Genomic DNA, 25239 nt, shown 5'->3' with positions numbered 1-25239 from the left:
TTATAACTGCTTACCAGTTTCTTTAATATAAATTGGTTTGATACTTCGGGCCTGGCCGTCTGCTTTAATGTCAACTATACAGGCTGAGAGCACCTGGTTTGAAGCTGGATTGTCATCAACATTGAAACGAGTTGGTAGTTGAGTGCGGAATTTGTTAATGACAGCTTCTTTTTGCATGCCCAACACACTATCAATAGATCCTGTCATACCAACATCACTCATATAAGCCAGACCACCAGGTAGTACACGCGCATCGTTAGTTTGGACATGGGTATGGGTGCCTATAACAGCTGAGACACGACCGGTAAAATCCCAAGCCAGTGCTTGTTTTTCACTGGTTGCTTCCGCGTGAAAATCGACAAAAACTGACTTTATATCAGGGTCTAAATCCGCCAATATCTGGTCTAAGCACAAAAACGGGTTGGCTAAATCAGGTAAAAAGACGGTGCCCATTAAATTAACAACCGCTAATTTTTCATCATTTACTTGGACCACCCGATAGCCTTGGCCAGGCGTCCCCGGTAGATAATTTGCAGGACGAATTAACTTGTCGGCCTGGTCGATAAATGCTAGGGTATCCGGATGATCAAAACTGTGGTTACCCAAGGTCACCAAGTCAGCGCCCACTTGTAAAAATTCCCTATAAAGCTGGTCAGTTATCCCGCGACCACGGGCAGCATTTTCACCATTCACTATCGTTAACTGAGGTTTATAAGTCGTTTTTAAATCTGCCAGATGCTTAGCTAACAAGTCGCAACCGAGGCGACCCACTATATCACCAACAAAAAGGATTTTCACCGTTACCCTCCTCCTTAAATTATAATCTTACCATACTAGCAAAGTTGAGTTAAAGTCAGGCCTATAATGCCAATAAAAAAACTTGAGGAAAACTCCTCAAGTTTTTTATTTAGCAACGCTTACCGCGCGCTTTTCTCTTATTAATGTTACTTTAATTTGGCCTGGATAATCAAGTTCCGTTTCGATACGTTGAGAAATATCATGGGCTAATTTTACCACTTGTAGGTCATCAACTTCATCAGGTTTTACCATAACCCTAATTTCCCGGCCTGCTTGGATAGCATAGGCCTTTTGAATACCTGGGAAATCATTAGCGATTGCCTCCAAGCTCCGTAATCTTTGGATATAATTTTCTAAAGATTCGCTGCGCGCGCCCGGTCTAGCAGCTGATAAGGCATCTGCTACAGCAACTAAATTAGCAATCACGCTAGTTGCTTCGGTATCTCCATGGTGACTGGCAATTGCATTAATAACGGTATCATGCTCGTTATAACGCATAGCCAACTCCGTACCAATTTGCACGTGAGAACCCTCCACTTCATGGTCGAGGGCCTTGCCAATATCATGAAGTAAACCAGCACGTTTAGCAAGGTTAACATCTTCACCAAGTTCTCCTGCCATAACACCCGCTAGCTTAGCAACCTCAACAGAGTGATTGAGGACATTTTGTCCATATGAAGTGCGGTAATTCAAACGACCTAAGATTTTAATCAGGTCAGGGTTAAGGGAATGAACGCCTACCTCAAAGCAGGCTTCTTCACCAGCTTGGCGGATACGACTATCTACTTCTTTACGTGATTTCTCTACCGCCTCTTCAATTTTAGCTGGATGAATGCGACCATCCGCAATCAGGCGTTCCAATGCGATCTTAGCAATTTCGCGGCGAATTGGATCAAAACCACTTAAAACGACGGCCTCAGGCGTATCATCGACAATTAAATCTATTCCTGTGAGCGATTCTAATGTCTTAATATTACGCCCTTCCTTACCAATTATACGGCCCTTCATATCATCGCTAGGTAAATGGACAACACTAACAGTTGTTTCTGTTACGGTATCAGCACCACTGCGCTCAATTGCTTGCAGGATAATTTCCTTGGCAATCCGATCAGACTCGTCTTTAGCTTTTTGTTCAGCTAAGCGGATTTTAACAGCCAGCTCATGCTCTAAACTCTGTTCTGTCTCCTGAAGTATGATTTCCTTTGCGTCTTCTCTAGACAAGGCTGCTACCCTAACCAGCTCGTCATTTCTCTGCTGAATCAGGTCTTGAGCTGCTTGCTCACTTGCTGCTACTTGGCTAGTGCGTGTCTCTAATTGTTTTTCTCGGTCATTCAGATCTAGGTAACGAATATTTAGATTATTTTCACGTTGGTCTAATTTTTCTTCCCTTTGATCGGAACGTGTCTCAAGTTTAACAACTTCACTACGACGATCTTTCAATTCATCTTCGACACTCGTACGGTACTGCTGGGCAGCTTCTTTAGCTTCTAAGATGATTTCCTTACTCTTAGCATTAGCATCTCGTTCAGCATTTTCAATAATACTAGCTGCCGTATTTTGTGCCAGTTGCTGGGCCTGCTCTTGCCGCTCAGCTTCTCTGGTCTTACCAAAATAACCACCGACTAAAAGTCCAACAATTAAAGTAACGAGGGCCCAAATTACGGTTTGAACGTCCATAGTGACACCTCCGTTTCTATTTAATTGTTTTTACTTTTTCATTGTTTTATATATCAATAAAAGAGTCATGTGAAAATTCACATGACTCTATTTTACGGTTATTCACAGGTTTTGTCAATTACTGACCTAATCCTCATCAGCCCCAAGGTCAACATCAAGAGATACTTGGTCATCTGCTGGTACTTGGTCTTGATGATCGGCTAAAGCAGCTAATTCTTCTGCGGATAACTTACCATCATCACCAAAACCATAATGGGCCCTTACTTGTTTTTCAACTGTTTCTCTAACATCAGGATTTTCCTTTAAGAAGAGCTTAGCATTTTCCCGACCTTGACCAATACGATCCTCACCATAAGAGTACCAAGAGCCTGATTTTTGAATCACATCCAAATCAGCCGCTAAGTCTACTAGTTCACCTTCCTGTGAGATACCTTGACCATACATGATATCGACTTCCGCTACCCGGAATGGTGGTGCCACCTTATTTTTTACAACTTTTATTTTAGTTCGGTTACCAATGACATCAGTGCCATCCTTGATTTGTTCACCGCGGCGCACTTCTAAACGCACTGTTGAATAAAATTTCAAGGCACGACCACCAGGCGTGACTTCCGGGTTACCGAACATTACACCGACTTTTTCCCGAATTTGGTTAATAAAAATAGCAATTGTCTTAGTCTTATTAATAGTTCCAGATAGTTTACGTAAAGCCTGAGACATCAAACGTGCCTGTAACCCCACATGGGCATCGCCCATTTCACCTTCGATTTCAGCACGTGGCACTAAGGCGGCGACTGAGTCAACAACAACGATATCAATAGCGCCACTTGAAACTAAGGCATCAGCAATTTCTAAGCCTTGTTCACCAGTATCAGGTTGAGAAAGCAGCAATTCATCAATATTTACGCCTAAATTTTTTGCATATTCAGGGTCCAAGGCATTTTCAGCATCAATAAAAGCAGCAATACCACCCCGTTTTTGTACTTCTGCAATAGCATGGAGAGCCACGGTAGTTTTACCTGATGATTCTGGACCATAAACTTCGATAATCCGACCACGCGGATAACCACCAACGCCTAAACAGATATCCAGGGTAAGAGAGCCGGAAGGAACAGCCGATATCTTAGCATCAGCTTGTTCCCCTAGCTTCATAATAGAGCCTTTACCAAAGTTTCTTTCAATTTTTTTTACCGCTTCTAGTAGGGCCTTCTCACGGTTGTTATCATTATTTTTCGCCATATTGGGCCTCCTTTAGATTTGTCATTCATATTGTAAGCTTAATCAGATAAATAATCAAGAACAAATGTTCTGTTCTTTTGTTAGGGTGATAAAAGCTTGGTAGATAGCCCGAGTCCGAATATCTTGTCGATTTCCGTACAATTGCAGGTCTAAAACCTGACTTTCTTGACCACGACGAGCAATACCGACAAATACCTTACCGACCGGTTGGCCTTCCATTTCCTCAGGACCGGCGACGCCAGTAAAGGATAAGCCAATGTCAGCCTGGTAAGCTACGCGTGTATTTTCAGCCATCAGGCGCGCACATGCCGAGCTTACCATACCATGCTGGTCTAACACCGCTTGATCAACATTTAATAAATCATGTTTGGCCTGGGCCTGGTAGGCCACAATGCTGCCTTGGAAATATTGCGATATACCTGGTAAAGCAACTAATTTAGCTGCAGCTAAACCACCAGTTAAGCTTTCAGCAAGTGCAATCGTCAAATTCTGGTCAGCTAGATAATCACGCACTAGGCTAGCAGGATCAAAATTTTCTCCTAGACCAACAAAATTATCGCCGATCCTATCTAGGATCTCTGCTTGTAAATTATCTAACAAATCTAGGGCCTGGTCTTTATCATCAGCGTTAGCAGTAATCCGTACAGTTACTAAATAATTAGCCGCATAAATGGCAATGGTTGGATTCGTTTGACCAGCAATTAGATCATCTAGGCTAGTAGCAATTTGCGATTCACCCAAGCCAAAAAAATTCAAGTAGCGTGACATAAGCCAGTCCGCTTGTCCCGATTTTTCCTGTAAATAAGGGAAAACCTGACTCATAAACATTGCCTTTAGCTCACTAGGAGGACCGGGTAGCATAATATAGGTCCGGCCTCCCTTCTCTATTAAGGCACCCAAGGCTTGCCCTTTAGGGTTTGTTAGCGCTTGTCCGCCCTCAATAACCAAAGCCATATTTTTATTATTTGCTGTTAACTCTCGGCCACGACTGGCAAAGTCTTCCTCTAAATAGGCTAAATGATTGGGATCTACTTGGTAAGATAAGCCCAGATAATCTGCAAGAGTTTGCTTCGTCAAATCATCCCTGGTTGGTCCAATACCACCTGAATAAATCAATAAATCAGCCCCTCGAGCTTCTGCAGCCTTGGTAGCTTGAACCAAGCGTTGAGGATTATCCCCCACCACAGTTTGCTGGTAATGATTAATCGCTAGCTCATTTAGGTGCTTAGCTATAAATTGTGCATTGGTATTTGCAATTTGCCCCATCAATAATTCTGTTCCGACCGCAATAATCTCCGCTTGCATTTCTTCACCCTATCTAATAAATACGTATTTTTTCCTAATTTCTTTTTTATTATAGTGAAACAGGGCATAAATAACCAGAATGCCGCCTGTAGCCCAAGAGAAAAAGCCTGGGCATAAGTCCCAGGCTCTCGCTATTACACGAATCTTAGCAGCATAGTCGGGTTCAAAACAGCCCAACTGATGTGGCTTCACAAAATTCGACACAATATCTGCGATATTAACCGTCTTTTATTTCAAGAATTCAGTTCAGGAAGCTGCTCATCGCACCCTATCAAAAAATATACTTATAAACCATCAGCAAAAACGTGCTTATTCTTTACAAAATAATCAATTCCCGAATACAGGGTAAAGATAAGTGCTAAATACAAACACAACTGTCCAAGAGAAATAGGCAGGAAATTAAAGGGAATATCATTAACTAATAATAAAATTACTGCCAACATTTGGGTGAAGGTTTTGACTTTACCCGGCCAAGCTGCAGCCATCACTTCGCCATCTTGAACCAATAGAAGACGTAAACCGGTCACGGCTAATTCACGCATAATGATAATCGAAACTAGCCAGGCCGGTGCTAAATTAAGAGCCACCAATTGAATCATGGCTGTCGCCACAAGCATCTTATCTGCTAGCGGGTCAGCAAATTTACCAAAGTTAGTGACCAGCTGGTCTCTTCTCGCAATATAGCCGTCAAGCCAATCCGTAAAAGAAGCACCAGCAAAAATTAGAGCAGCTAGTAATAACTGCCAAGAGAGACTCTGCCCGTTCATTTCTAAGTAACCCCAGGCTAAGTCAAAACTAGTTAAGAGCATAAATACGGGAATTAATAATATTCTAAAAATAGTCAGCTTATTGGGTAAATTCACTTTACCCCTCCTCTCGCTCTGCTATTATATCATGTCTTAGGAGAAAAAGGCTTATTGAGGTAGGTCATCATCAGTTTTTTCTTGGTAAATGTTAACTACCCTGGCCTTTGAACCTTCCTGGGGACCAACATAGCCGCGCATTTCCATATCTTCAATCATACGTGCCGCCCGATTATAACCAATCCGGAAGCGACGTTGCAATTTAGAAGTTGAAATATTTTCTTGCGTCTTGACATAGTCCAAAGCTTGGTCAAAGAGCTCATCCACTTCCTCACCAGGATCAATTGCCTCCTGGTCAGTGGGCATCATGGCTTCCACATAATTTGCCTCTTGCTGGTCCTTGACAAAATCCACCACTGTTTCAACATCCTCGTCCCTAATAAAGGCGCCTTGAATACGAACCGGCTTAGATTCTCCCATTGGCATAAAGAGCATATCACCACGTCCTAAAAGCTTTTCAGCCCCGTTCTGATCAATAATAGTGCGTGAATCAGTTCCCGAAGAAACCGCAAAAGCCATCCGTGAAGGCACATTAGCCTTGATAATGCCGGTAATAACGTCCACTGAAGGTCTTTGCGTCGCTAAAATCATATGAATACCTGCTGCCCGCGCCATTTGAGCTAAACGAGTAATGGCTGCTTCAACCTCTTTAGATGCCACCATCATCAAGTCAGCCAGCTCATCCACAATCACTACAATATAAGGTAGTTGACTGATGGCTTCATCGTTGGATGTTTGGTTATGGTGGACTAATTCATTGTAGGCATCAATATTTCGCTGCCCAGTAGCTGCAAATAACTCATAACGTCGCTCCATTTCTTGAACTACTTTATTAAGGGCTTGTGCAGCCTTACGTGGATTAGTTACCACTGGGGTCAATAAGTGTGGAATGCCATTATAGACATTTAATTCTACTTTTTTAGGGTCAATCATCATCAGCTTAACCTGGTTGGGTTTAGCCTTGAGTAAGATTGATACAATAATCCCATTAATAGCAACTGACTTACCTGACCCAGTTGACCCAGCTACTAGTAAGTGGGGCATTTTGGTTAAATCTGCCGTACGAATATTACCTGAGATATCACGGCCTAATGGCACTTCCAGGAGTTTGTCTGAGCTAGGCTGGTTTTCGAAGCTTTCTTTAAAGGATACAAGGCTTACTTGTTGGTTAGGTACCTCGATACCAATTACACTTCTACCAGGAATAGGTGCTTCGATACGGATATCTTTGGCTGCAAGGGACAAGGCAATATCATCAGATAAGCCAACAATCTTGCTGACCTTAACCCCAACGGCCGGTTCCACTTCATATTTAGTTACAGAAGGACCAAGATTAGCCTTAACCACACGCGCATCTACATTAAAACTTTCAAAGGTAGCCTCAAGCTTCTTGATGTTTTGCTTAATAACATCATATTCACTTGATTGGTCAGTCGCCTCAACATGGCTCAGTAAACTAGCCGGCGGTAATTGATAGTTGGGATTCTCATCATCTCCCGACATGACCATCTGATCAATATCCGCCATGTCTAAATCTGAATCACCATCATCATGACTATCCCGGCTATGATCCTCGTCTTTAGCCAACTTATGAGCTTGGATATCAGGGATATCCAGCTGGGTCTGCTCAGGCTGGCCATTATTAGTCTGCCTAGTTTGGCCACTAGCTGCTATAATCGGCACTTCCTCATCACGCTCATAGCGGTTGACATCTTGATTTTCAGCCGCCTTGACTTGGTTTTTCTTGCGGTGGCTAGGTCTTGCTTGCTGGTCTGAAGATGCCTGCTTAGCCTTAGCAGCCTTTTTATCCTGGTTAGCTTGCTGGTAGTCAGCAAATTGTTGACTGGTTGCCTGCCCAAAAGATTTCACCCAATTAGCCACGGCATCAGCTAACAGCCGGAAGCCTTCTAGCAAATCAAACCATGTAATATTAAATAAAAAACAAAAAATAACAATCAAAGCTAAACCACATAAAATATAGGTGCCGATTTGGCTCACAAGCAGGTAGGATAAGGCATATAGAATGCCCCCTATTAATCCACCACCTAATTGACTCAGCTGGTCTTGACTAAAGTTTGTCAGACCACGATTAAAGGTAATAGTAATGACTGATTCCTGCCTAGCAGCAATACTTTGATATGACCAAGCATGGAGTAGGGTTAAGACAATTGGCAGCAACATTAATAGGGATAAATTAAAACGATTGTTCCAGTTGACACCTCGTCCGGCGAGTAAATAATAAATCACAATTACTAAACCTAACACCATAACAACCAAGTATAGTTGACCTACAAAAAATTGTATGATAGCCCGAACAATCTGGCCGATAATCCCTAAGTTCAAAAGGCCCACAATAATTAGCACTAAAATTATCAGGAGGGCCAGAGCCTGGTAGCCAGAATTACTTTGCTTTTTTCTTCGATTAGTTTTTCTTTTCGCCATACTGCCTCCTAAATTGATAAGTCTTTACAAACCCCTAGTATAACAAATTTTCAGTCAAATTGGTATGTTCCTAATAGCCACAGACGGATTAGTAACATGTTATAATTATACTAACTAGCTTAGCATCAAATTTATAAAAAGGAGACCACCATGGAAAGTAAAATTTATCAAATCACTGGCCAAGTGCAGGGGGTCGGATTTCGTTATACTGCTAGTCAGTTAGCTCGTCAACTAGGTATAAAGGGCCAAGTCGCCAATATGGCTGACGGCAGCGTACAATTAGTAGTACAAGCTAGTCCTGACTTAATCGATGAGCTTTTAACTAGTCTCAAAGCACCTAAGCACAACACTGCCATCAATATTGACCAAATTGACTTAGTGGCAACCAAAAACATGCCAGTTTTTAAGGATTTTTCAATCTATAGACCTTAGCATTGAAATCACTAGTTATTTTAGTTACAATAAAGCGAATTTGACTTTGTAAAGGAGTGTCATTTTGACCATTAATTTTTTGAAATCAAGTCGGCTAAAATTCAACTTGATGATGCTGACCAGTATCTTTTTCCTCACCGGGTGTGTAAATGCCAAGGATTCCAATTCACTAACTTTTAAGCTTTTTGTCCAACCCATTAACAATCTTATTGAATGGCTAGCGGACTTCTTCAATGGTAATTATGGTTGGGCTATTATTGCCATCACTATTATTGTGCGTTTAGTTTTGCTACCTTTAACTATGAAACAGTTAAACGCAACAACTAAACAATCTGTAAAAATGCAAAAAATCCAGCCTTACCTTAAGGATATTCAAGAACGTCAAAAACGTGCTCAAACCCAGGCTGAGCAAATGCAAATTGCCCAAGAGCAACAAGCCCTCTTTAAGGACAATAATATTTCTATGCTCGGCGGTATGGGCTGCCTCCCCCTACTCATCCAGCTACCAATTATTTCGGGAATGTATAATGCTATCCGCCTTAATGAAGGGATTGCTAACTTCACCTTCTTCAATACTGATTTAGGTGAGCCTAGCATCGTCTACGGTATTATCGCAGTCGCCCTCTATGCCCTCCAATCTGTTATTACCATCCAGGCGGTTCCTGAAGAACAGAAGGCTCAGATGAAGTCTTCGATGATGATGATGCCCATCATGATGGCCTTCATCGTCTTTACTACCCCAGCTGGTCTGACCCTCTACTTTATCGTCGGTGGTCTCTGGGCTATTTTACAATCACTTTATACCAATAAAGTCTTCCGCCCACGTGTGCAAGCCCAGGTTGAGGCGGAACTGGCTGAAAATCCTATTAAATTTAATACAAGTAACCAAGCTAATGGCCCCATCAAAGATGTAACTAATACAGTTAGTAAACAGATTGATAGGCAGTCAAAAGGTAACCGTAACCAAGGTAAACAAAATAAATCATAAAATATTAAAACAGCGGATGCGCCTAAGCATATCCGCTGTTTTTTTAGTTTAAGAATTACTAGGCATCAATTTCTTTTTCTTGATCCCATAAGAAGTGATAAGAACCTGGGCGGTCAGTCCGTTCATAGGTATGGGCTCCGAAATAGTCACGTTGGGCTTGAATAATGTTAGCCGGTAAAGTTTCTGTCCGGTAGCTATCATAATATGACAAGGCACTGGTGAAACCAGGTACTGGAATACCTGCTTGGATAGCAGCAGCAGCTACACGCCGAGTTGCTGCTTGATATTTTTCCGCAATAGCTTGGAAATAATCATCCAGCAGAATATTTTGCAGTTGGCCATCCTTATCATAAGCAGCAGCGATATCATCTAGGAATTGGGCCCGGATAATGCAGCCTGCCCGGAAGATTTTGGCAATCTCTTGGTAGTTAAGATCCCAATCATAAGTTTCACTAGCTTCACGGTATTGGGCAAAGCCTTGCGCATAGGACATAATCTTAGAGAAGAACAGCGCTTGGCGCACATCTTCAACAAAGTCTGCCTTATCGCCCTCAAAAGCTAAGGCCTCAGGACCATTTAATTGTTTTGAAGCAATAACCCGTTCTTCCTTAAGTGCTGAAATATAACGAGCATAAACTGACTCCGTGATGGTTTGCAATGGCACACCTAAATCGAGTGAAGATTGAGAGGTCCATTTACCAGTTCCTTTATTACCAGCCCGGTCTAAAATCACATCAACCATTGGCTTACCGGTGTCAGGATCTTTCTTAGTTAGGATATCGGCGGTAATTTCAATTAGATAAGAATCAAGTTCACCTTGGTTCCACTCTTTAAAATAATCGGCAATCTCAGCAACTGATAAATCTAAATAGCGACGTAGTAAGTCGTAAGATTCAGCAATTAGCTGCATATCCCCATACTCAATGCCATTATGAACCATTTTAACAAAATGACCAGCGCCATTAGGGCCAATGTAAGTCACGCATGGTGCCTGGTCTTGAGGCGCCTTAGCAGCAATTTTTTCTAAAATTGGCGCTACTAAGTCATAAGCTTCTTTTTGCCCTCCTGGCATCAAGCTAGGACCTTTAAGGGCGCCTTCTTCACCCCCAGAAACTCCCATACCAATAAAGTGAATACCTGACTCAGCTAATTCTTCTGAGCGACGCATGGTATCCTTGAAGAAGGTATTACCACCGTCAATGAGCACATCCCCTTCATCTAAAAGCGGTAAGAGTGATTTAATAGTGGCATCGGTAGCCGGTCCAGCTTTAACCATCAAGACAATCCGCCGAGGTGTTTCTAAACTGGCCACAAAGTCTTCTAAGCTAGTTGCGGCTAGTAAATTTTTATCTGGATTTTCTGCTACAACTTCCTCAGTTTTACTTGTAGTTCGGTTAAAGACAGCTACTTGGTAACCCCGACTTTCAATATTCAGGGCCAGGTTTTTCCCCATTACCGCCATACCAACTACACCAATTTGGGCTTTAGACATGAAATTTCCTCCTTAAGATAATGCTTTCTTGTTATTAATATTAGCAAAGTTTTTTACTAAGATAAAGAGCTTTAATTTTGCTAGCTTTACCTTAAAATAAAGAACCGCTATAATGAGGTATGTTATACTATTTAGATACAAGGAGGTTGTCATGGCTCGTCAAACAGGTAAACAAACTAGCTTTGAAAAACAGGCTCGTCGTAAAAAACGCCGCGAAAAACGTGGTAAATTCTTTGTCTGGGTAATGTTGATTGCCATTGCTGGCTCAGTACTTCTGAGCGTTGGTTACGCATTACTCGGCTATTTCGGTATTTTATAATTATTATATAGTTTAAAAAGAGGACACCCCGTGGGAGTCCTCTTTTTTGCTTCATCAAGCAAGCTTCACCTCAACCAAATTACCACTTGGATCGTGAAAGCTTAAGCCATTATCTTTTTCTTGATAGAAAATCTGGCGCTGGTCTAGATTTTCCTTAATGATGGCCATATCACTGGCGCTAGCCTGCCATACTAGGCTCCGCAGACCCATACCATGGCTATCTCTATCTTGGCTACCGCGGTTTTGCCAAGTATTAGCCCCTAAATGATGGTGGTAGCCACCACTGGCTAAGAAGACAGCTTGTTGACCCATGGCATATTTAACTCCCAAGCCCATCACATGGTAGTAGAAATTAATAACTGGGTCAAGATCAGCTACAGACAAGTGGATATGTCCCATAATTGTACCGGCAGGCATACCCGCATAATAGTCAGATTGGTCTGCTAAGGCCAAAACACCATCACCATCCATCGGCTCAACTATGCCGCTGATATAACCTTCAGTACTAATCTCCCATTCAGTCTGATCCTTGTCGGCATAGATTTCAATCCCATTACCTTCAAGGTCATGTAAGTAAAGTGCTTCAGAATAGCCATGGTCTGAAGCCCCTTCCAGTTCCTGTCCCGATTTAAGTAGATGGTAAAGATTATCAGCTAAGTCCTTGCGAGTCGGTAGTAAGAAGGCCATATGATAAAGGCCTGTGCGTGGCGTATCAGCTGAGTTAGCTGGATATATCTCAACTAATACATGATTTTCTCCTACTCCCAGGCTATAGACACCTTGGTCCTTTTTGAATAAAGTTAAGCCAATAATATCCTGGTAAAATTTACTCAGTTTCTCAGGATTTTTTGCATTAATAGTCACTGCAGCTGTTTCAATTTGAGTCGTCGATTGAGTAACTGTTCTAGTCATAGCTTAGTTATCATCCTTTTCAATTTATTTACTAAAACTAGTATAACAGATGATAGTTCCAATCAGAAGCAAAAAGACTTACTTTTAGTAAGTCTTTTTGAATTATAGTAAATCGCTAAAATCTTGGCTTGAATTAACCTGACTATTTGGCTGGATACGTTCAAATTTTATCCCAGCAACAGCGCGATTAACTAAGCCTTCTACATCCATTCGGGCCTCAAATTTTTCTACTTTATCCAAATGCGGAGTTGTTTTTGGCGATGGCGGGGCAAATACAGTACAACAATCTTCAAAGGGTTGAATGGATAGTTCGTAGGTATCAATTTTTTGCGCAATATCGATAATGTCAATTTTATCCATGGTAACTAATGGTCTTAAGACTGGAGTAGTAGTGACAGCATTAATAGCATACATGCTTTCTAAAGTTTGTGACGCAACCTGACCAATAGATTCCCCATTAATAATTGCGTAAGCGTTGAATTGGTCGCGCAAACGATCAGAAATTCTCATCATGAAACGACGCGTAATAGTCATTAAATAAGCATCGGGAACTTGGGCTTTAATGGCTTCTTGAACTTCCGTAAATGGCACTTCGACAAAGTTAATCCAACCAGCATACTGGGTTAACTTCTCAGTAAGGTCCTTAGCCTTTTGCAAGGCTTGTGGGCTCGTGTAAGGAGGCGAAGCAAAATGAACAGCAGTAATACGAATGCCTCGCTTCATAGCTAGGAAGCCGGCAACCGGCGAATCAATTCCTCCCGATAACATTAACAACCCATTGGCAGATGAGCCAACTGGTAAACCACCCAGGCCATCAATCCAATTAGTAGATAAGAAAAAGTCATCGGTCCTCACTTTGACCCTAACAATTAAATCTGGCTCATTAACATCGACTTGTAATTGAGGAAAGGCGTCCAGAATACTAGCACCCAATTCCCGATTAATTTGTGGTGTATCCATTTCATAGGAACGGTCAGACCTTGATGTCATCACTTTAAAAGTTTTAATCTCACGACGGGCTAATTCTTGTTTTAAAACTTCACGGCTTAGTATCTCTAATTGCTCAAAATCACGTGGGCATACATAAGCATAGGAAAAACTTTGAATACCCGCTACTTTTTTTAAGCGGTCAGCAATTTCATCAATTGGCTCACCGTTGGGTGCGATAAACATATAATCATGGCTACGGGATACTTCCATATTGGGCATATCAGTAAATAGCTCTTTAATATTTTCTTGTAAACGTTTAGTAAATTTTTTCTTGTTACGGCCCTTAATAGAGATCTCACCGTAACGAATCATAATCATTGGTTCCATAATTCCTCCTATTGGATACGTTCAAAATGCTTTAACTTCTCTTGATAAACTGATATAAAGCGCGTCATTTCCTCCAACTGATTGTGACTGCCCAAAGAGAGACGTATCGCCTCTTTAGCCGCCTGGTTACTAACATGCATGGCTGCCAAGGTCGAAGAGGCCTGCTGAGCCCGACTTGAACAGGCTGAGGTTGTCGAAACCATAATCCCTTCATCTTCTAGGGCGTGGACCATAACTTCGCCTCTTACTCCTGACAAAGCAAAACAAAGCACATGGCTGGCAGCATCCTGAGGTGAAAAGATAGTCACCCGGTCGCTATAGTCTGCTAGGAAATCTCTCAGTTTTTGCATCATTTTTTGGTGGCGCTGGTTGACAGTTGGAGCCTGGTCAAGCGTTAGTCGCATTGCTTTAGCCATACCAACAATACCAGGTAAATTTTCAGTAGTTGATCTTTGCTTAAATTCTTGGCCACCACCTTCTAGTAGTGGGACAATTTTACGATTAGCTTGCTTGTATAAGAGCCCGACACCACGTGGCCCATTAAATTTATGGGCTGACAAGGACAACATGTCAACTCGGTCGTGAATCAGTGGCTTTTCAAAGTGACCTAAGGATTGGACCCCATCAACATGGAAATGGATGGTAGGATAATTATTAAGTAAATCCCCGATAGCGGCAATCGGTTGTAGGGCGCCAACTTCATTATTAATTGCCATCACTGATACTAAGATGGTATCAGGGCGAATAGCCTGGGCCAAATCCTCAATCTTTATTTTACCTTCTCGATCAACGTCTAAATAAGTCACTTGAAAGCCTTGTTTTTCTAATCTTTTCATTGGCTCCTTAACGGCTGGATGCTCTACTTTGGTAGTAATAATATGTTTTCCTGTTTGCGCCTTTTCCCAAGCGGTTCCCTTGATAGCCCAGTTATCAGCTTCAGTTCCCCCTGAAGTAAAGAAAATCTCTTCGGCTTGGCAGCCCAGACTAGTAGCAATTTGCTGGCGCGCTTGCTTGAGTAAAGCTTGGCTCCTAGTGCCCGCCTTATGTAGGCTGGATGGGTTGGCATAAAACTTTTCCATAGTCGTTACCATACTAGTGACGACCTCAGGGAAAGTTGGTGTCGTAGCTGCATTATCAAAATATATGTTAGGTGACATCGAATACTCCTTTACTGCTTTTATAGCCATATCAGCGCATCTAGGGCAAAAAATAAACCCCCAGCCTGCTGATTCAGCTGCTTAGGGGGTTATCTTAGAATTGGCGGTTAGCTTTATCCTTTTGATACAAGGCCTCAACTTGTTGAGAGGCTTGCGAATCAATCCGATCAATCGCTTGAGCAATATGTCGGTAGGCTTTCTCGTAATCATTTTCATTTTGGAAAATATCGTAAGTAATCTGGATATCTTCAGCAATTTGTGGATTAGAAATCTTAAAGCGGTTGGCATACTGGACAGCTGATTCTGTTAGTAAGGCATAATCAATAATTTCTTCCGTTGCCTGGTTAAGCTTATCGAGATTATCCTCAATAGCTTGAGATAAGTGATTAATCTCATCCATATCTAACTTGACCCGATTGAGCTTCTTCTCCAAACTGTCTATTAGTTCATCAGTAGCAAAGAATAGGTCTAGATAGCTATCACTAAGACCTGGCAAATGGTACTGGTCAACCGTTCGCTTCATATTATGAATGTCTAAATCATAGTGATAAACAGCTTCGCGAACTTGACGCTCATCCTGCTTTAGATTGCTCAGAGAAGCTAGGATAAGAGATTGGTCCTTGTCAATCGTCTGTAAATCTTCTTCTAGTTCCTGATAATTCCGCTCAACTTCAGTGTAAGCAATAATATTTTCAGCTAATTTTTGATTCCAATAGTCAAAATTAGCTGCCAATCGGTCAATACGGTCAGCATAGTCTTGCATTCTACCCATTTCATTGCCATGCAAAATATAGGATTGTGACACACGATCTATTTCTAAGATACCATATCGGTTACTCTTGAGTACTTGATCCAAGCGTCTTTGTAAGCCACCCTGGTTTTTACCGATATAATCTTTAGCCCTGAGTTCACGTTCCATTAACTCATAGGTATCATCAATCTGGTGGGCAGCTCGTTCAATAATTGATTGAGCATCATTTAAATCAGCATCTGCAATTGCTTGGTTAGCTTCATGGATAATCTTATCAACCTTATTAATTTCTTCTTTAACATCAACATCGTTAGGAAAGCGATAATTTTCAGCTAACATATGCTGGTAACCTTGCACTAAATCATCGTACTGTTCCTCATACTCTTCGCTGACTAATTGATAGAGCTCTGGAATTTTTTTCATCATACGCTCTAAGTCATCTAAATCTGTGTTAATCTGCTTCAATATATCTTGAGCTTCAACAAAATCGCCATCTGTCATCGCTTGGTTATATTTGGTAAAGTCTAACTCAATATATGAAAGGTTCTTCTCTAAGGTATCCTGAGCATCCCCATACTTATAAGAATGAGCTAATAACTGCTTACGAACCTTAGCATAGCGGTCATAGCTAGTCTGATAACCTGCTTCAGCTGCCTCTTCACTCGCCAGTAGGTCATTAACCTCCTGATAAATCCTTTGCACCTCTTGGTCAGTTTCATCTAGTAGACCAGCTACCTTTTCCGAAACTTGGTGGGCTTGGACTAAAGAAAATTTATCTGTATCAGCTTGAGCAGTTACCATAGCAGATTCTATCTCTGGTAGCTGGTACTTAGTTACCGCCTGCCAGTCAGCTTGAATTTTCTCATACTGGCGCAAAGTTTGACCACTTAAGTTCTTGTTGCGCAGGGTATATAGTTTATCTGAAACCGGAATAGACATGATTTCCTGCTTACGTTCATCCAGTTGGATATTTTGCTTGGTCTGTCGGCGACCAAGAAAGTAAAGGATACCATAGCCTAGTAGGATAAGGACAATTATTACGAGTAACCCGATTAAAAATCCCACTCTAGCTCCTCCATTCTTCTAAAATTAGGGTAAAACCCCAGTTTACTATAAATTATACCATAGTTATGGACAGGCCCAAGAATAAAGTTTAAAAAAAGAAAAAGAGATTGGCAAAGCCAACCTCTTGATAGGTGATTATCTGTTGTAGAATTCAACGACAAGTGATTCATCGATTTCAGCAATCATTTCATCACGTTCTGGTAAACGTGATAGTGAACCTTCTAACTTATCAGCATCAAATTCAACATATGGCACGTGACCATAAAGACCTTCTACAGAGTCTTTGATAATTTGTAAGTCTTTAGATTTTTCACGAACACCAATAACTTGGCCTACTTCTACTTGGTAAGAAGGGATATCCACACGCTTACCATCAACAGTAATGTGACCATGGTTAACTAATTGACGTGCTTGACGACGTGTTGAAGCTAAACCTAAACGGTATACCACATTGTCTAAACGTTGCTCTAATAAAATCATAAAGTTAACACCATGTTTACCTTCACGGATTTTACCGGCTTTTAAGAATAGTGAATGGAATTGTTTTTCATTCATACCGTAGATATAACGTAGTTTTTGTTTTTCTTGTAACTGTAGCCCGTACTCTGATAATTTAGCACGACGGCCTGGGCCATGTTGTCCTGGTGGGTAAGGGCGACGGTTTAATTCTTTTCCTGTTCCAGAAAGTGAAATGCCTAAACGACGAGACACTTTCCATGTTGGTCCTGTATAACGTGACATGTATAAGTCCTCCAATAATTTTTATTTGGAGTAAAATAGGCGATCAATTGACCACATTCGTGCAGGTGTACCGGACACTTTCACTCTTTGCAGCCGCGAGCTACTCATTCACTGGAGAACCAGCGTACAACTGTTGACGAGCTTGTTTCAATTGTGCTGCATATTTTACACAAAAGATATTGTAACAAATTCTATAAAACCTGTCAAGCATTAATCAATAACTTTTGCGGCCAAACAAGATTTGAAATGGTCTAAGGCCCACTCGTGACCAGCCTGATTAAAGCTAGCTACTGCCTGGGCGGGAATCACAATATCATAGGCTAAGTTATAAGCATCAACAGCTGTATGGAGTACACAAATATCAGTACAAACACCCACAATATAAAGTTCTTTAATGCCCCGCTCCCGCAGACGAATATCTAAATCAGTACCAGCAAAGGCTGAATAGCGGCGTTTATCATAGAAATAAACATTATCATCTGAAGCAATATCCTGGTACTGATCAGCCAATTTACCATAAAGCTCCCTGCCCCAAGTATCCGCGTAATTATGCGGTGGGAAGAGTTTATTTTCTGGGTGATAGTGGTCATCAGCGCTATGGAGGTCGGTGGGATAAACAACAAAGTCCCCATTACTATGAAAGTCGGCAATTAAATCATAAATCGTATCTTCTAGTGCTTGGGCCGGTGCTCCAGCTGTCAAACTGCCCTGGTCAGCAACAAAATCATTAGTATAGTCAACTACGAGTAAGGCTCTCATCTCTAAATCCCCTCTTCTATCAATTTCAAAGTGAGCTGGGCTGAGTCCCGTCCAGCCTGGTCAATAAATTCATCAAACAAAACATCCGCATCCTGGGCAGCTGTATCAGAAATTGCCCTGATAATTAAGCAGGGAATTTCAAATTGATAGCAAGTCTGCGCTATGGCTGCCCCTTCCATTTCTGTACACAGGGCAGCTGGAAACTCCCTTTGAATACGACTGATTTCAGCCTGACTAGCAACAAATGAATCACTAGATACAATCATACCCTGGTAAAGGTTAGTTTGACTAAGGCGGTCAATACTTTGGGCTAAGCGCTCATTTTGGTACATCGGGTAAGAAGCCGGCATTTGCGGCACCTGTCCTTTAGCATAACCAAAAGCCGTAGCGTCTACATCATGATAGGCCGCTTGGCTAGCTAAAACTAAGTCCCCTACTTTCAGCTGATCAGCAACCGCCCCAGCTGAACCCGTATTAATAATCAAATCTAAATCCTCTAAAGCCAAGCAAGTTGTCGCAATACTAGCGTTGACCTTACCAATACCAGATTCAACAAAGTAAATTTCGTGCCCAGCGTATTGCCCCTGATAAAGGCTAACGGGACCAATCGTCTTACTTGTAACCTGACTGATTGTTTGGTGGTAACATGCTATTTCTGCAGCCATGGCCGCAATAATTCCAATTTTCATATCATTCTCCTAAACAAAAAAGGTGATTAAGGTCAAAATAATAATACCAAACACTGTTAAACCAATCCCATAATTTAAAAATTTGTTCTGTTTAGCTGGTGACTGCCAAAAAGGCCGGTTATCGGCTTGGTCGTCTCTACGATCAAATTGGTCATTAGGACGGGCTTGGACTTCAGGTGCTACTGTGTTGCTTTCATTAAACCTATCATCCTGGCGCCAATGAAAGCGACGCTGGTCCTGATCCTTAGTGCGCTTGAAACGAGGTGCATTTTGTTTTTTACTAGTTGTTTTTCTTGGCCTACCCGCCTCTCCCTGCTGCTTATCTGCCATATACTCCCGATAAGCTTTCCGAGTGATTAAAGGTTTCTTAGCCATTGTGACCACCAGCCTTTAGTAGTTGCCAATACTGGATGGCACAAAAACTTTTATAGTCACATATTTCGCCTTGGTTAACCATATCTAAGGCTTGGTCAAGGGTTAGCCTAACTAATTCAATATGCTCATCCTCATCTTGGGCTAAGGGTTGGTCAACTAGTCGCAATTGATCAGCATGGTATATTTGCAAATACTCATCTAAATAACCAGGACTAAGGTAGCCGCCAAACAATTTAGTCCAAGAGTCAGCCTGGTAACCGGTCTCTTCTTCAAGTTCTCTTTGAGCTGCAGCTAGCCAATCTTCACCCGGATCTACTAGGCCCGCCGGTACTTCCAAAATAGCCCGGTCAATCGCCTTACGATATTGTTTAACCAAGATAATCTTGTCATCAACCAGGGCTAAAATAGCAACTGCTGGCTGGTGGCGAATGATTTCACGCTTGGCCTGATTACCATCCTGTAAAGCTACTTGGTGGACCTCTAAATCTAGAATAGCTCCTTCATAAATTGTTTGCTTACTAAGGGTTTTTTCACCGAACTCCATAGCCTACCTCCTTAATTTTATTCCTATTATAGCCTAAAGATGGGCAAATAACACGCCAGAGCCCAAGAATCCGACTCAAGTCCGATTTTATTTGATATTGCGCTTGATATACTAAGCTAAAATGAGGTGAATTACAATGAAGTTAAAGTGTTTTTTGGCTAGCCCCCTGCCCTGGATGCTAGCCACAGTAATACTATTTATTTGCCTAATCAGTATGACCTCCTGGCAAACTAGCTTAGGCCTAATTGCTATCATTTGGCTACTTTTGTGGGGTTATCAAGCTAAAAATAAACAGGCGCCATCAAAAAAATTATCGGCGCGTCGCTATGATTTCTACCGCAGCCAGGGTTTAACCAACCGCGACATCCATGTCTACCGCCAGCAAATGCAGGTTAGCTTGGATAAAATTAATCAAGTATTAAACTTTCAAAGCTCAGACCCACGTGTAAAAGCAGTTTTTAATCACTGGCAAATAAAAAAACTATTAAAACAATACTTTAAGGCGATTAACCGAGCCCCTAAAAGACTTGACCAAGCCAGCCGTTTCATCTTCAAGGACCTCGACCAATTGGTCCATTTAATTGATAACTACCAGCAAGTAGATAGCGATATATTAAAACGAACCAATTATCAAAAGCAGCAAAGTCTCATCGCTGGCATAGATGAAATAGCCAGCCATATTCACCAAGATTATCAAGATTTTATTAACCTAGATAAGGAGATTCATTATGACCAAATCAGAAAATAATTTTAAGCAAGTAAGCATCGATGAAATTTTAGCTGCTGACCTAGCTCCCGACCAACCATCCGCTAATAATCAAGACCATGATACCCAACTTTTTGACCAATTAAGCGAAGCTGACCAGCAGCAAGCCCAGGCCTTAGCAGCTACAATTCAAGAAGATGAACTAAATGGCTTAAGTAATTTCGGCAGCCGGGCCCAAGAGCAAATTGGACAATTTTCACGAGATATACTGGGCCAGGTCAAAAACAAAGATAGTGGTGCTGTGGGGGACCAATTAAGGCAATTAATCACCATCCTTAACCAATCTAAACCTAAAGAGCTACAAGGAGAAGAAGAAAAAGGACTTTTTTCCTGGTTTAGAAAGCAAAAATCTTCCCTTTTTGAACTTAACCTTAAATATCAAAAGCTAGACAGCCAAGTCGACCAGGTTGCCCAACAACTCAACCAACACCGTTTAAATATCCTTAATGATAGTGAACAACTGGAAGCCCTTTACCAGCAAAATTACAATTATTTCCAAGCCCTTAATATCTACTTGGCAGCTGGCCAGTTAAAATTGAATGAAATTAACCAAGAAAAGCTACCTCAATTGAGACAAGCACTTGAAAGCAGACCAACCGGTGAAGATATGGCTTATCAAGAATTGGCTGATTTAGAGCAGTTTACCAATCGTTTAGAAAAGCGAATTTATGACCTTAAAGTGACCAGACAACTCACCATCCAGCAGGCCCCTCAAATACGTTTAATCCAGTATAGCAACCAGCTCTTAGCTGAAAAAATTCAGTCCTCTATTTCAACAGCGATTCCGCTCTGGCGTAATCAAATTGCTTTAGCCTTAGCTTTAAACAAGCAGAAAGCTGCTTTAGAATCCCAACAGGCGGTCAGCCAAGCCACCAATCAATTACTGAAAGAAAATGCCCAACTACTGAGACAGAGTAACCGCGAAGTTATGCTAGAAAGTGAGCGCGGTATTATTGATATTGAAACCTTGGAAGCTAGCCAGGCCGACCTGTTAGCTAGTATTGACGAAAGTCTCACTATTCAAGCTGAAGGTCGCCAGAAACGGCAAGCAGCTGAAGCCAAGCTCCAAGATATGGAGCAAGAAATTCGCCAAAGGCTTATGACAGGAAATAAATAGTAAGCTGTAGTATAATAAAGCTATTATGAAGAAAGGATGTGACAATAATGGGTTGGATTTTTAGTCTAATCGTCGGTGGTATCATTGGCTGGTTAGCCGGACTAATCGCTGGTCGTGATGTACCAGGTGGTGTCGTTGGTAACATCATTGCTGGTCTCCTCGGTTCTTCACTAGGTGGCTGGCTGTTTGGTGACTGGGGCCCTACTGTATCAGGCATGGCTGTAGTACCTGCTACAATCGGTGCAGTAATCTTAGTCCTGCTATTTAGCCTGATTTCACGGAAAATGTAAACCATACTTTTCTAATCGTTTATGAAAAAATCCACTTGCCTACTCTGCAACAGAGTCAGGCAAGTGGATTTTTATTATTTAATCTGTAAATTTACCGCTTGGGGTCCTTGCTTACCTTCAGCAATCTCCAGATAGACCTCCTGGCCAACAACTAATTGGTCAAGCGAGGTATGCGCGAAGGCCTGTCTTTGAACAAAGACTTCACCTTCCTCGGGATGGTTAGGAATGGTAATAAAGCCATATCCCCTTTTCGGATCATAAGACTTAACTTGGCCTAAAAACATGCTATTCTTCCTCTTCTTCTAATGCTTCAGGGAAATGGTTAATCACAATATCAGCACAGCGTTGACAAAGCTCTGGCGCCTGAGTAACCGTACCAACTGATTCGTAAACCCCCCGGCAACGGACACAGGTTTCCCCGTGTGCATGGTCGACTTTGATAGCTAGGCCGTCATACTGATCTGCTTGGTCATCAGCTTCTTTGAGGGGACGCACATCTAATTGCGATACGATTAGGTAGGTAGCTAATTTAGGCCCAACTTGGTCGACTAGGTCCTGGTGAGCCTGATCAACATAAAGGGTCAGATGGGCTTCTAGAGATTTACCGATTACCTTATCTTCTCTAGCTTGCTCTAGAGACTTATTAACTTGGTCACGCAAGGTAATAAAGGCGGTCCAAATTTCTGCTAGTTGGTCATGGTTAGGATATTGCTTAACCTCAGGGAATTCCGTCAATTGTACAAACTCTTCTGCTTCTTTCAGATAAGGCCAAATTTCCTCAGTGGTATGTACCAAGATTGGGGTTAACAGAATCGTTAAGTCACGCGTCACTTGATACATAACCGTTTGCATATTGCGACGGGCTGGGCTATCCGCCAGCTCGATATAGGTAACATCCTTTGAATAATCTAAATAGAAGCTAGACATCTGAATATTCAAGAAGTTAGAAATTGAGCGTGTTACTTCCATGAAATCGTAGCGGTCGTAGGCATTACGAACATTAGCGACCAAATCATTTAATTGGTTAAGCATAAATTGGTCAACTGAATCTAAGTCAGCGTAGGCAACCGCGTCACTGGTTGGATCAAAGTCAGTTAAGTTTCCGAGCATAAAGCGCATGGTATTACGAATCCGACGATAGTTTTCAGCAACTTGCGCCAGGATATCATCTGAAATCCGCACATCATACCTGGTATCTACTGACGTCACCCATAAGCGTAAGATATCGGCTCCTCTTTGACCAGCCACATCATTAGGTGATACAACATTACCAATCGACTTAGACATCTTGCGGCCTTCACCATCATTTACAAAACCTTGAGATAAGACTGACCGATAAGGTGCTTGGTCGTTAACTGCTACACTCGTTAATAATGAGGAGTTGAACCAGCCTCGGTATTGGTCAGACCCTTCAAGATACATATCAGCAGGGAAGGTTAGATTAGGACGGGTTTCTAGCACACCAGCATGAGAAGAACCGGAATCAAACCAAACATCCATCGTATCTAATTCCTTGGTGAACTTACCATTCGGTGACCCTGGATGGGTAAATCCGGCCGGAAGTAGCTCTTCAGCTGGCAGCTCATACCAAATACTAGAGCCATGTTGGCCAATTAAACTAGCCACGTGGTCAATGGTTTCCTCGGTCATGATTGCTTGACCATTTTCAGCATAAAAGATTGGTAATGGTACCCCCCAAATTCTTTGCCGAGAAATAACCCAATCGCCCCGATCACGGATCATATTATAAATTCTGGTTTGACCTGATGGGTGGAGCCATTCTACTTCGTTTTCAATCACTTCAAGGGTGCGGTCACGGATATCGTCCACTGAGCAGAACCATTGTGGTGTCGCCCGGTAAATAACCGGCTTTTTAGTCCGCCAGTCATGTGGATAAGAGTGAACAAAACGGCTGCTATGTAATAAGGCACCGACTTCTTTTAACTTTTCTAGCACCAATTTATTACCTTTAGCATAAAAGACGCCTTCTAAGCCAGGTGCTTCATCGGTATAATGACCCTGGTCATCAATTGGTGATAAGGGCTCTAAGCCATATTTTAAGCCAGCATAATAGTCATCTTCACCATGCCCAGGCGCAGTATGGACTAGACCAGTACCGGCATCCAAGGTAACATGGTCACCTAAAATAACCAATGAGTCACGGTCATAGAATGGGTGTTGAGCTGTCATTTTTTCCAAATCACGGCCCTTGAACTGACCAACTACCTGGTAGCCTTCAAGGTTACAAATACCTGCCACTTGGTCTAACAAGTCACTTGCTACTAAGTAATGACTATCATTAACAGCGATTAAGCTATAATCAAAATCCGGATGAACAGCAATAGCTAAGTTGGCTGGTAGGGTCCATGGGGTGGTTGTCCAAATAATAAAGTTCGTATCACTTGGTAACTTACCAAAACTTTCTTTAACCTGGAAGGCTACATAAATCGAATCAGATTCAACATCCTTATATTCAATCTCAGCTTCAGCTAGAGTTGATTCACTAGATGGTGACCAGTAAACTGGTTTCTTGCCTTGGTAAATTAAGCCACGGCTAGCCATCTTACCGAAGAGGCGAATCTGTTGCTCTTCATAAACCGGATCCAGCGTAACATAGGGATTATCCCATTCGCCGGCAACCCCTAAACGCTTGAAATCATTTCGTTGACCATTAATTTGTTGCCAAGCATATTCTTCACATAATTTTCTAAATTCAGCAGTAGACATTGACTTGCGGTCAACACCTGAATTAGTTAAGGCCTGTTCAATTGGTAGGCCATGAGTATCCCAGCCCGGAACGTAAGGAGCCCGATAGCCTGACATTGATTTTGAGCGCACAATAATATCCTTAGAAATCTTATTCATGGCATGCCCGATGTGGATATTACCGTTAGCGTATGGGGGACCATCATGGAGCACGAAGGTCGGTTTGCCTTCATTTTTAGCTTGTCTTTGGCCGTAAACATCGGCATCTGCCCAAACTTTTTGTCGTTCGACTTCCTTTACTGGTAAATTTCCCCGCATTGGGAACTTAGTTTTCCCTAAGTTTAAAGTATCTTTCATTTTCATATTATTTCTCCTTTGCAAACAAAAAAACTCCGTCCGAAAGGGACGAAGTTATCGTGGTACCACCCAAATTAACTATAGCAACTATAGCACTCTACTGCGTTATCGCCGCCTACGGTTTACCTACTAGCTTCA

The 25239-nt window shown here is 41.9% G+C and carries 24 protein-coding genes and 1 other annotated feature (1 of these 25 cut by a window edge); of the genes, 6 read left to right on the top strand and 18 right to left on the bottom strand.

Going from position 1 to position 25239, the window contains the following annotated elements; genetic code table 11:
* From AWM75_RS06705 to AWM75_RS06680, 6 genes are all read right to left on the bottom strand, one after another.
* Nucleotides 1-798: a TIGR00282 family metallophosphoesterase gene (locus AWM75_RS06705; RefSeq protein WP_067979936.1), complete on the bottom strand. Its 798-nt coding sequence runs from the start codon at nucleotides 796-798 to the stop codon at nucleotides 1-3.
* 105 nt (nucleotides 799-903) lie between these two features.
* Complete coding sequence (gene rny / locus AWM75_RS06700) at nucleotides 904-2475, bottom strand: ribonuclease Y (protein WP_067979935.1); 1572 nt, start codon at nucleotides 2473-2475, stop codon at nucleotides 904-906.
* A 126-nt stretch (nucleotides 2476-2601) separates the two neighbouring features.
* On the bottom strand, nucleotides 2602-3714 hold the full coding sequence (gene recA / locus AWM75_RS06695) for a recombinase RecA (RefSeq protein ID WP_067979932.1): 1113 nt from the start codon (nucleotides 3712-3714) through the stop codon (nucleotides 2602-2604).
* Nucleotides 3715-3768: 54 nt separating this feature from the next.
* Complete coding sequence (locus AWM75_RS06690; RefSeq protein ID WP_067979929.1) at nucleotides 3769-5019, bottom strand: competence/damage-inducible protein A; 1251 nt, start codon at nucleotides 5017-5019, stop codon at nucleotides 3769-3771.
* A gap of 284 nt (nucleotides 5020-5303) precedes the next feature.
* Entirely contained in the window at nucleotides 5304-5882 is a 579-nt protein-coding gene (gene pgsA / locus AWM75_RS06685; protein WP_067979926.1) for a CDP-diacylglycerol--glycerol-3-phosphate 3-phosphatidyltransferase, read from the bottom strand.
* Nucleotides 5883-5933: 51 nt separating this feature from the next.
* Nucleotides 5934-8324 carry a DNA translocase FtsK gene (locus AWM75_RS06680; protein WP_067979924.1) on the bottom strand — a complete coding sequence of 797 codons (2391 nt, stop codon included), beginning with the start codon at nucleotides 8322-8324 and terminating at the stop codon, nucleotides 5934-5936.
* A gap of 150 nt (nucleotides 8325-8474) precedes the next feature.
* On the opposite strand from AWM75_RS06680, the gene AWM75_RS06675 reads away from it, so the two are divergent.
* Together AWM75_RS06675 and yidC are read left to right on the top strand one after the other, a co-directional pair.
* Entirely contained in the window at nucleotides 8475-8756 is a 282-nt protein-coding gene (locus AWM75_RS06675; RefSeq protein ID WP_067979921.1) for an acylphosphatase, read from the top strand.
* Nucleotides 8757-8820: 64 nt separating this feature from the next.
* Entirely contained in the window at nucleotides 8821-9744 is a 924-nt protein-coding gene (yidC, locus tag AWM75_RS06670; RefSeq protein ID WP_143236658.1) for a membrane protein insertase YidC, read from the top strand.
* A 58-nt stretch (nucleotides 9745-9802) separates the two neighbouring features.
* On the opposite strand, the gene gndA is transcribed toward yidC, so the two are convergent.
* Nucleotides 9803-11236 carry an NADP-dependent phosphogluconate dehydrogenase gene (gene gndA / locus AWM75_RS06665; RefSeq protein ID WP_067979918.1) on the bottom strand — a complete coding sequence of 478 codons (1434 nt, stop codon included), beginning with the start codon at nucleotides 11234-11236 and terminating at the stop codon, nucleotides 9803-9805.
* Between the two features lie 151 nt (nucleotides 11237-11387).
* On the opposite strand from gndA, the gene AWM75_RS08625 reads away from it, so the two are divergent.
* A complete protein-coding gene (locus AWM75_RS08625; RefSeq protein WP_158320172.1) occupies nucleotides 11388-11555 on the top strand; it encodes a DUF4044 domain-containing protein in 168 nt (55 codons plus the stop codon).
* 54 nt (nucleotides 11556-11609) lie between these two features.
* On the opposite strand, the gene AWM75_RS06660 is transcribed toward AWM75_RS08625, so the two are convergent.
* The 9 genes from AWM75_RS06660 to AWM75_RS06620 all read right to left on the bottom strand — a co-directional run bounded on the left by AWM75_RS06660 (nucleotide 11610) and on the right by AWM75_RS06620 (nucleotide 19865).
* Nucleotides 11610-12467: a VOC family protein gene (locus tag AWM75_RS06660; protein ID WP_067979915.1), complete on the bottom strand. Its 858-nt coding sequence runs from the start codon at nucleotides 12465-12467 to the stop codon at nucleotides 11610-11612.
* Between the two features lie 102 nt (nucleotides 12468-12569).
* The gene (gene thiI, locus AWM75_RS06655; RefSeq protein ID WP_067979912.1) at nucleotides 12570-13784 is read right to left on the bottom strand and encodes a tRNA uracil 4-sulfurtransferase ThiI; all 1215 of its coding nucleotides are present in this window, start codon (nucleotides 13782-13784) and stop codon (nucleotides 12570-12572) included.
* Nucleotides 13785-13792: 8 nt separating this feature from the next.
* Entirely contained in the window at nucleotides 13793-14971 is a 1179-nt protein-coding gene (locus tag AWM75_RS06650; protein WP_235585063.1) for a cysteine desulfurase family protein, read from the bottom strand.
* Between the two features lie 64 nt (nucleotides 14972-15035).
* Nucleotides 15036-16757 carry a septation ring formation regulator EzrA gene (locus AWM75_RS06645; RefSeq protein WP_067979901.1) on the bottom strand — a complete coding sequence of 574 codons (1722 nt, stop codon included), beginning with the start codon at nucleotides 16755-16757 and terminating at the stop codon, nucleotides 15036-15038.
* Nucleotides 16758-16892: 135 nt separating this feature from the next.
* Entirely contained in the window at nucleotides 16893-17498 is a 606-nt protein-coding gene (gene rpsD, locus AWM75_RS06640; RefSeq protein ID WP_067979899.1) for a 30S ribosomal protein S4, read from the bottom strand.
* A gap of 210 nt (nucleotides 17499-17708) precedes the next feature.
* On the bottom strand, nucleotides 17709-18257 hold the full coding sequence (locus AWM75_RS06635; protein ID WP_067979897.1) for a cysteine hydrolase family protein: 549 nt from the start codon (nucleotides 18255-18257) through the stop codon (nucleotides 17709-17711).
* A gap of 2 nt (nucleotides 18258-18259) precedes the next feature.
* On the bottom strand, nucleotides 18260-18946 hold the full coding sequence (locus AWM75_RS06630) for a 5'-methylthioadenosine/adenosylhomocysteine nucleosidase (protein WP_067979895.1): 687 nt from the start codon (nucleotides 18944-18946) through the stop codon (nucleotides 18260-18262).
* 9 nt (nucleotides 18947-18955) lie between these two features.
* Nucleotides 18956-19321: a hypothetical protein gene (locus AWM75_RS06625; protein WP_067979892.1), complete on the bottom strand. Its 366-nt coding sequence runs from the start codon at nucleotides 19319-19321 to the stop codon at nucleotides 18956-18958.
* Nucleotides 19314-19865: an NUDIX hydrolase gene (locus AWM75_RS06620; protein WP_067979889.1), complete on the bottom strand. Its 552-nt coding sequence runs from the start codon at nucleotides 19863-19865 to the stop codon at nucleotides 19314-19316. The genes AWM75_RS06625 and AWM75_RS06620 overlap by 8 nt, the downstream gene beginning before the upstream one ends.
* A gap of 175 nt (nucleotides 19866-20040) precedes the next feature.
* Here AWM75_RS06620 and AWM75_RS06615 point away from each other — a divergent pair, with 175 nt between their 5' ends.
* Genes AWM75_RS06615 through AWM75_RS06605 form a run of 3 tightly spaced genes read left to right on the top strand, consistent with a single transcriptional unit; the run spans nucleotide 20041 to nucleotide 22038 of the window.
* On the top strand, nucleotides 20041-20613 hold the full coding sequence (locus AWM75_RS06615) for a 5-bromo-4-chloroindolyl phosphate hydrolysis family protein (RefSeq protein WP_158320169.1): 573 nt from the start codon (nucleotides 20041-20043) through the stop codon (nucleotides 20611-20613).
* Nucleotides 20594-21748, top strand: a complete 1155-nt coding sequence (locus AWM75_RS06610) for a toxic anion resistance protein (protein ID WP_067979883.1) — start codon at nucleotides 20594-20596, stop codon at nucleotides 21746-21748. The genes AWM75_RS06615 and AWM75_RS06610 overlap by 20 nt, the downstream gene beginning before the upstream one ends.
* 44 nt (nucleotides 21749-21792) lie before the next feature.
* The gene (locus tag AWM75_RS06605) at nucleotides 21793-22038 is read left to right on the top strand and encodes a GlsB/YeaQ/YmgE family stress response membrane protein (RefSeq protein ID WP_200778303.1); all 246 of its coding nucleotides are present in this window, start codon (nucleotides 21793-21795) and stop codon (nucleotides 22036-22038) included.
* Nucleotides 22039-22112: 74 nt separating this feature from the next.
* On the opposite strand, the gene AWM75_RS06600 is transcribed toward AWM75_RS06605, so the two are convergent.
* Together AWM75_RS06600 and ileS are read right to left on the bottom strand one after the other, a co-directional pair.
* The gene (locus tag AWM75_RS06600) at nucleotides 22113-22322 is read right to left on the bottom strand and encodes a cold-shock protein (RefSeq protein ID WP_067979878.1); all 210 of its coding nucleotides are present in this window, start codon (nucleotides 22320-22322) and stop codon (nucleotides 22113-22115) included.
* A gap of 1 nt (nucleotide 22323) precedes the next feature.
* Nucleotides 22324-25107: an isoleucine--tRNA ligase gene (gene ileS, locus AWM75_RS06595; RefSeq protein ID WP_067979876.1), complete on the bottom strand. Its 2784-nt coding sequence runs from the start codon at nucleotides 25105-25107 to the stop codon at nucleotides 22324-22326.
* A 35-nt stretch (nucleotides 25108-25142) separates the two neighbouring features.
* Nucleotides 25143-25239: a binding site (T-box leader), on the bottom strand; it runs 111 nt beyond the window's last position.

The organism is Aerococcus urinaehominis, assembly GCF_001543245.1.
GTDB lineage: Bacteria > Bacillota > Bacilli > Lactobacillales > Aerococcaceae > Aerococcus > Aerococcus urinaehominis.
This window is presented reverse-complemented; position numbering and strand designations above follow the sequence as displayed.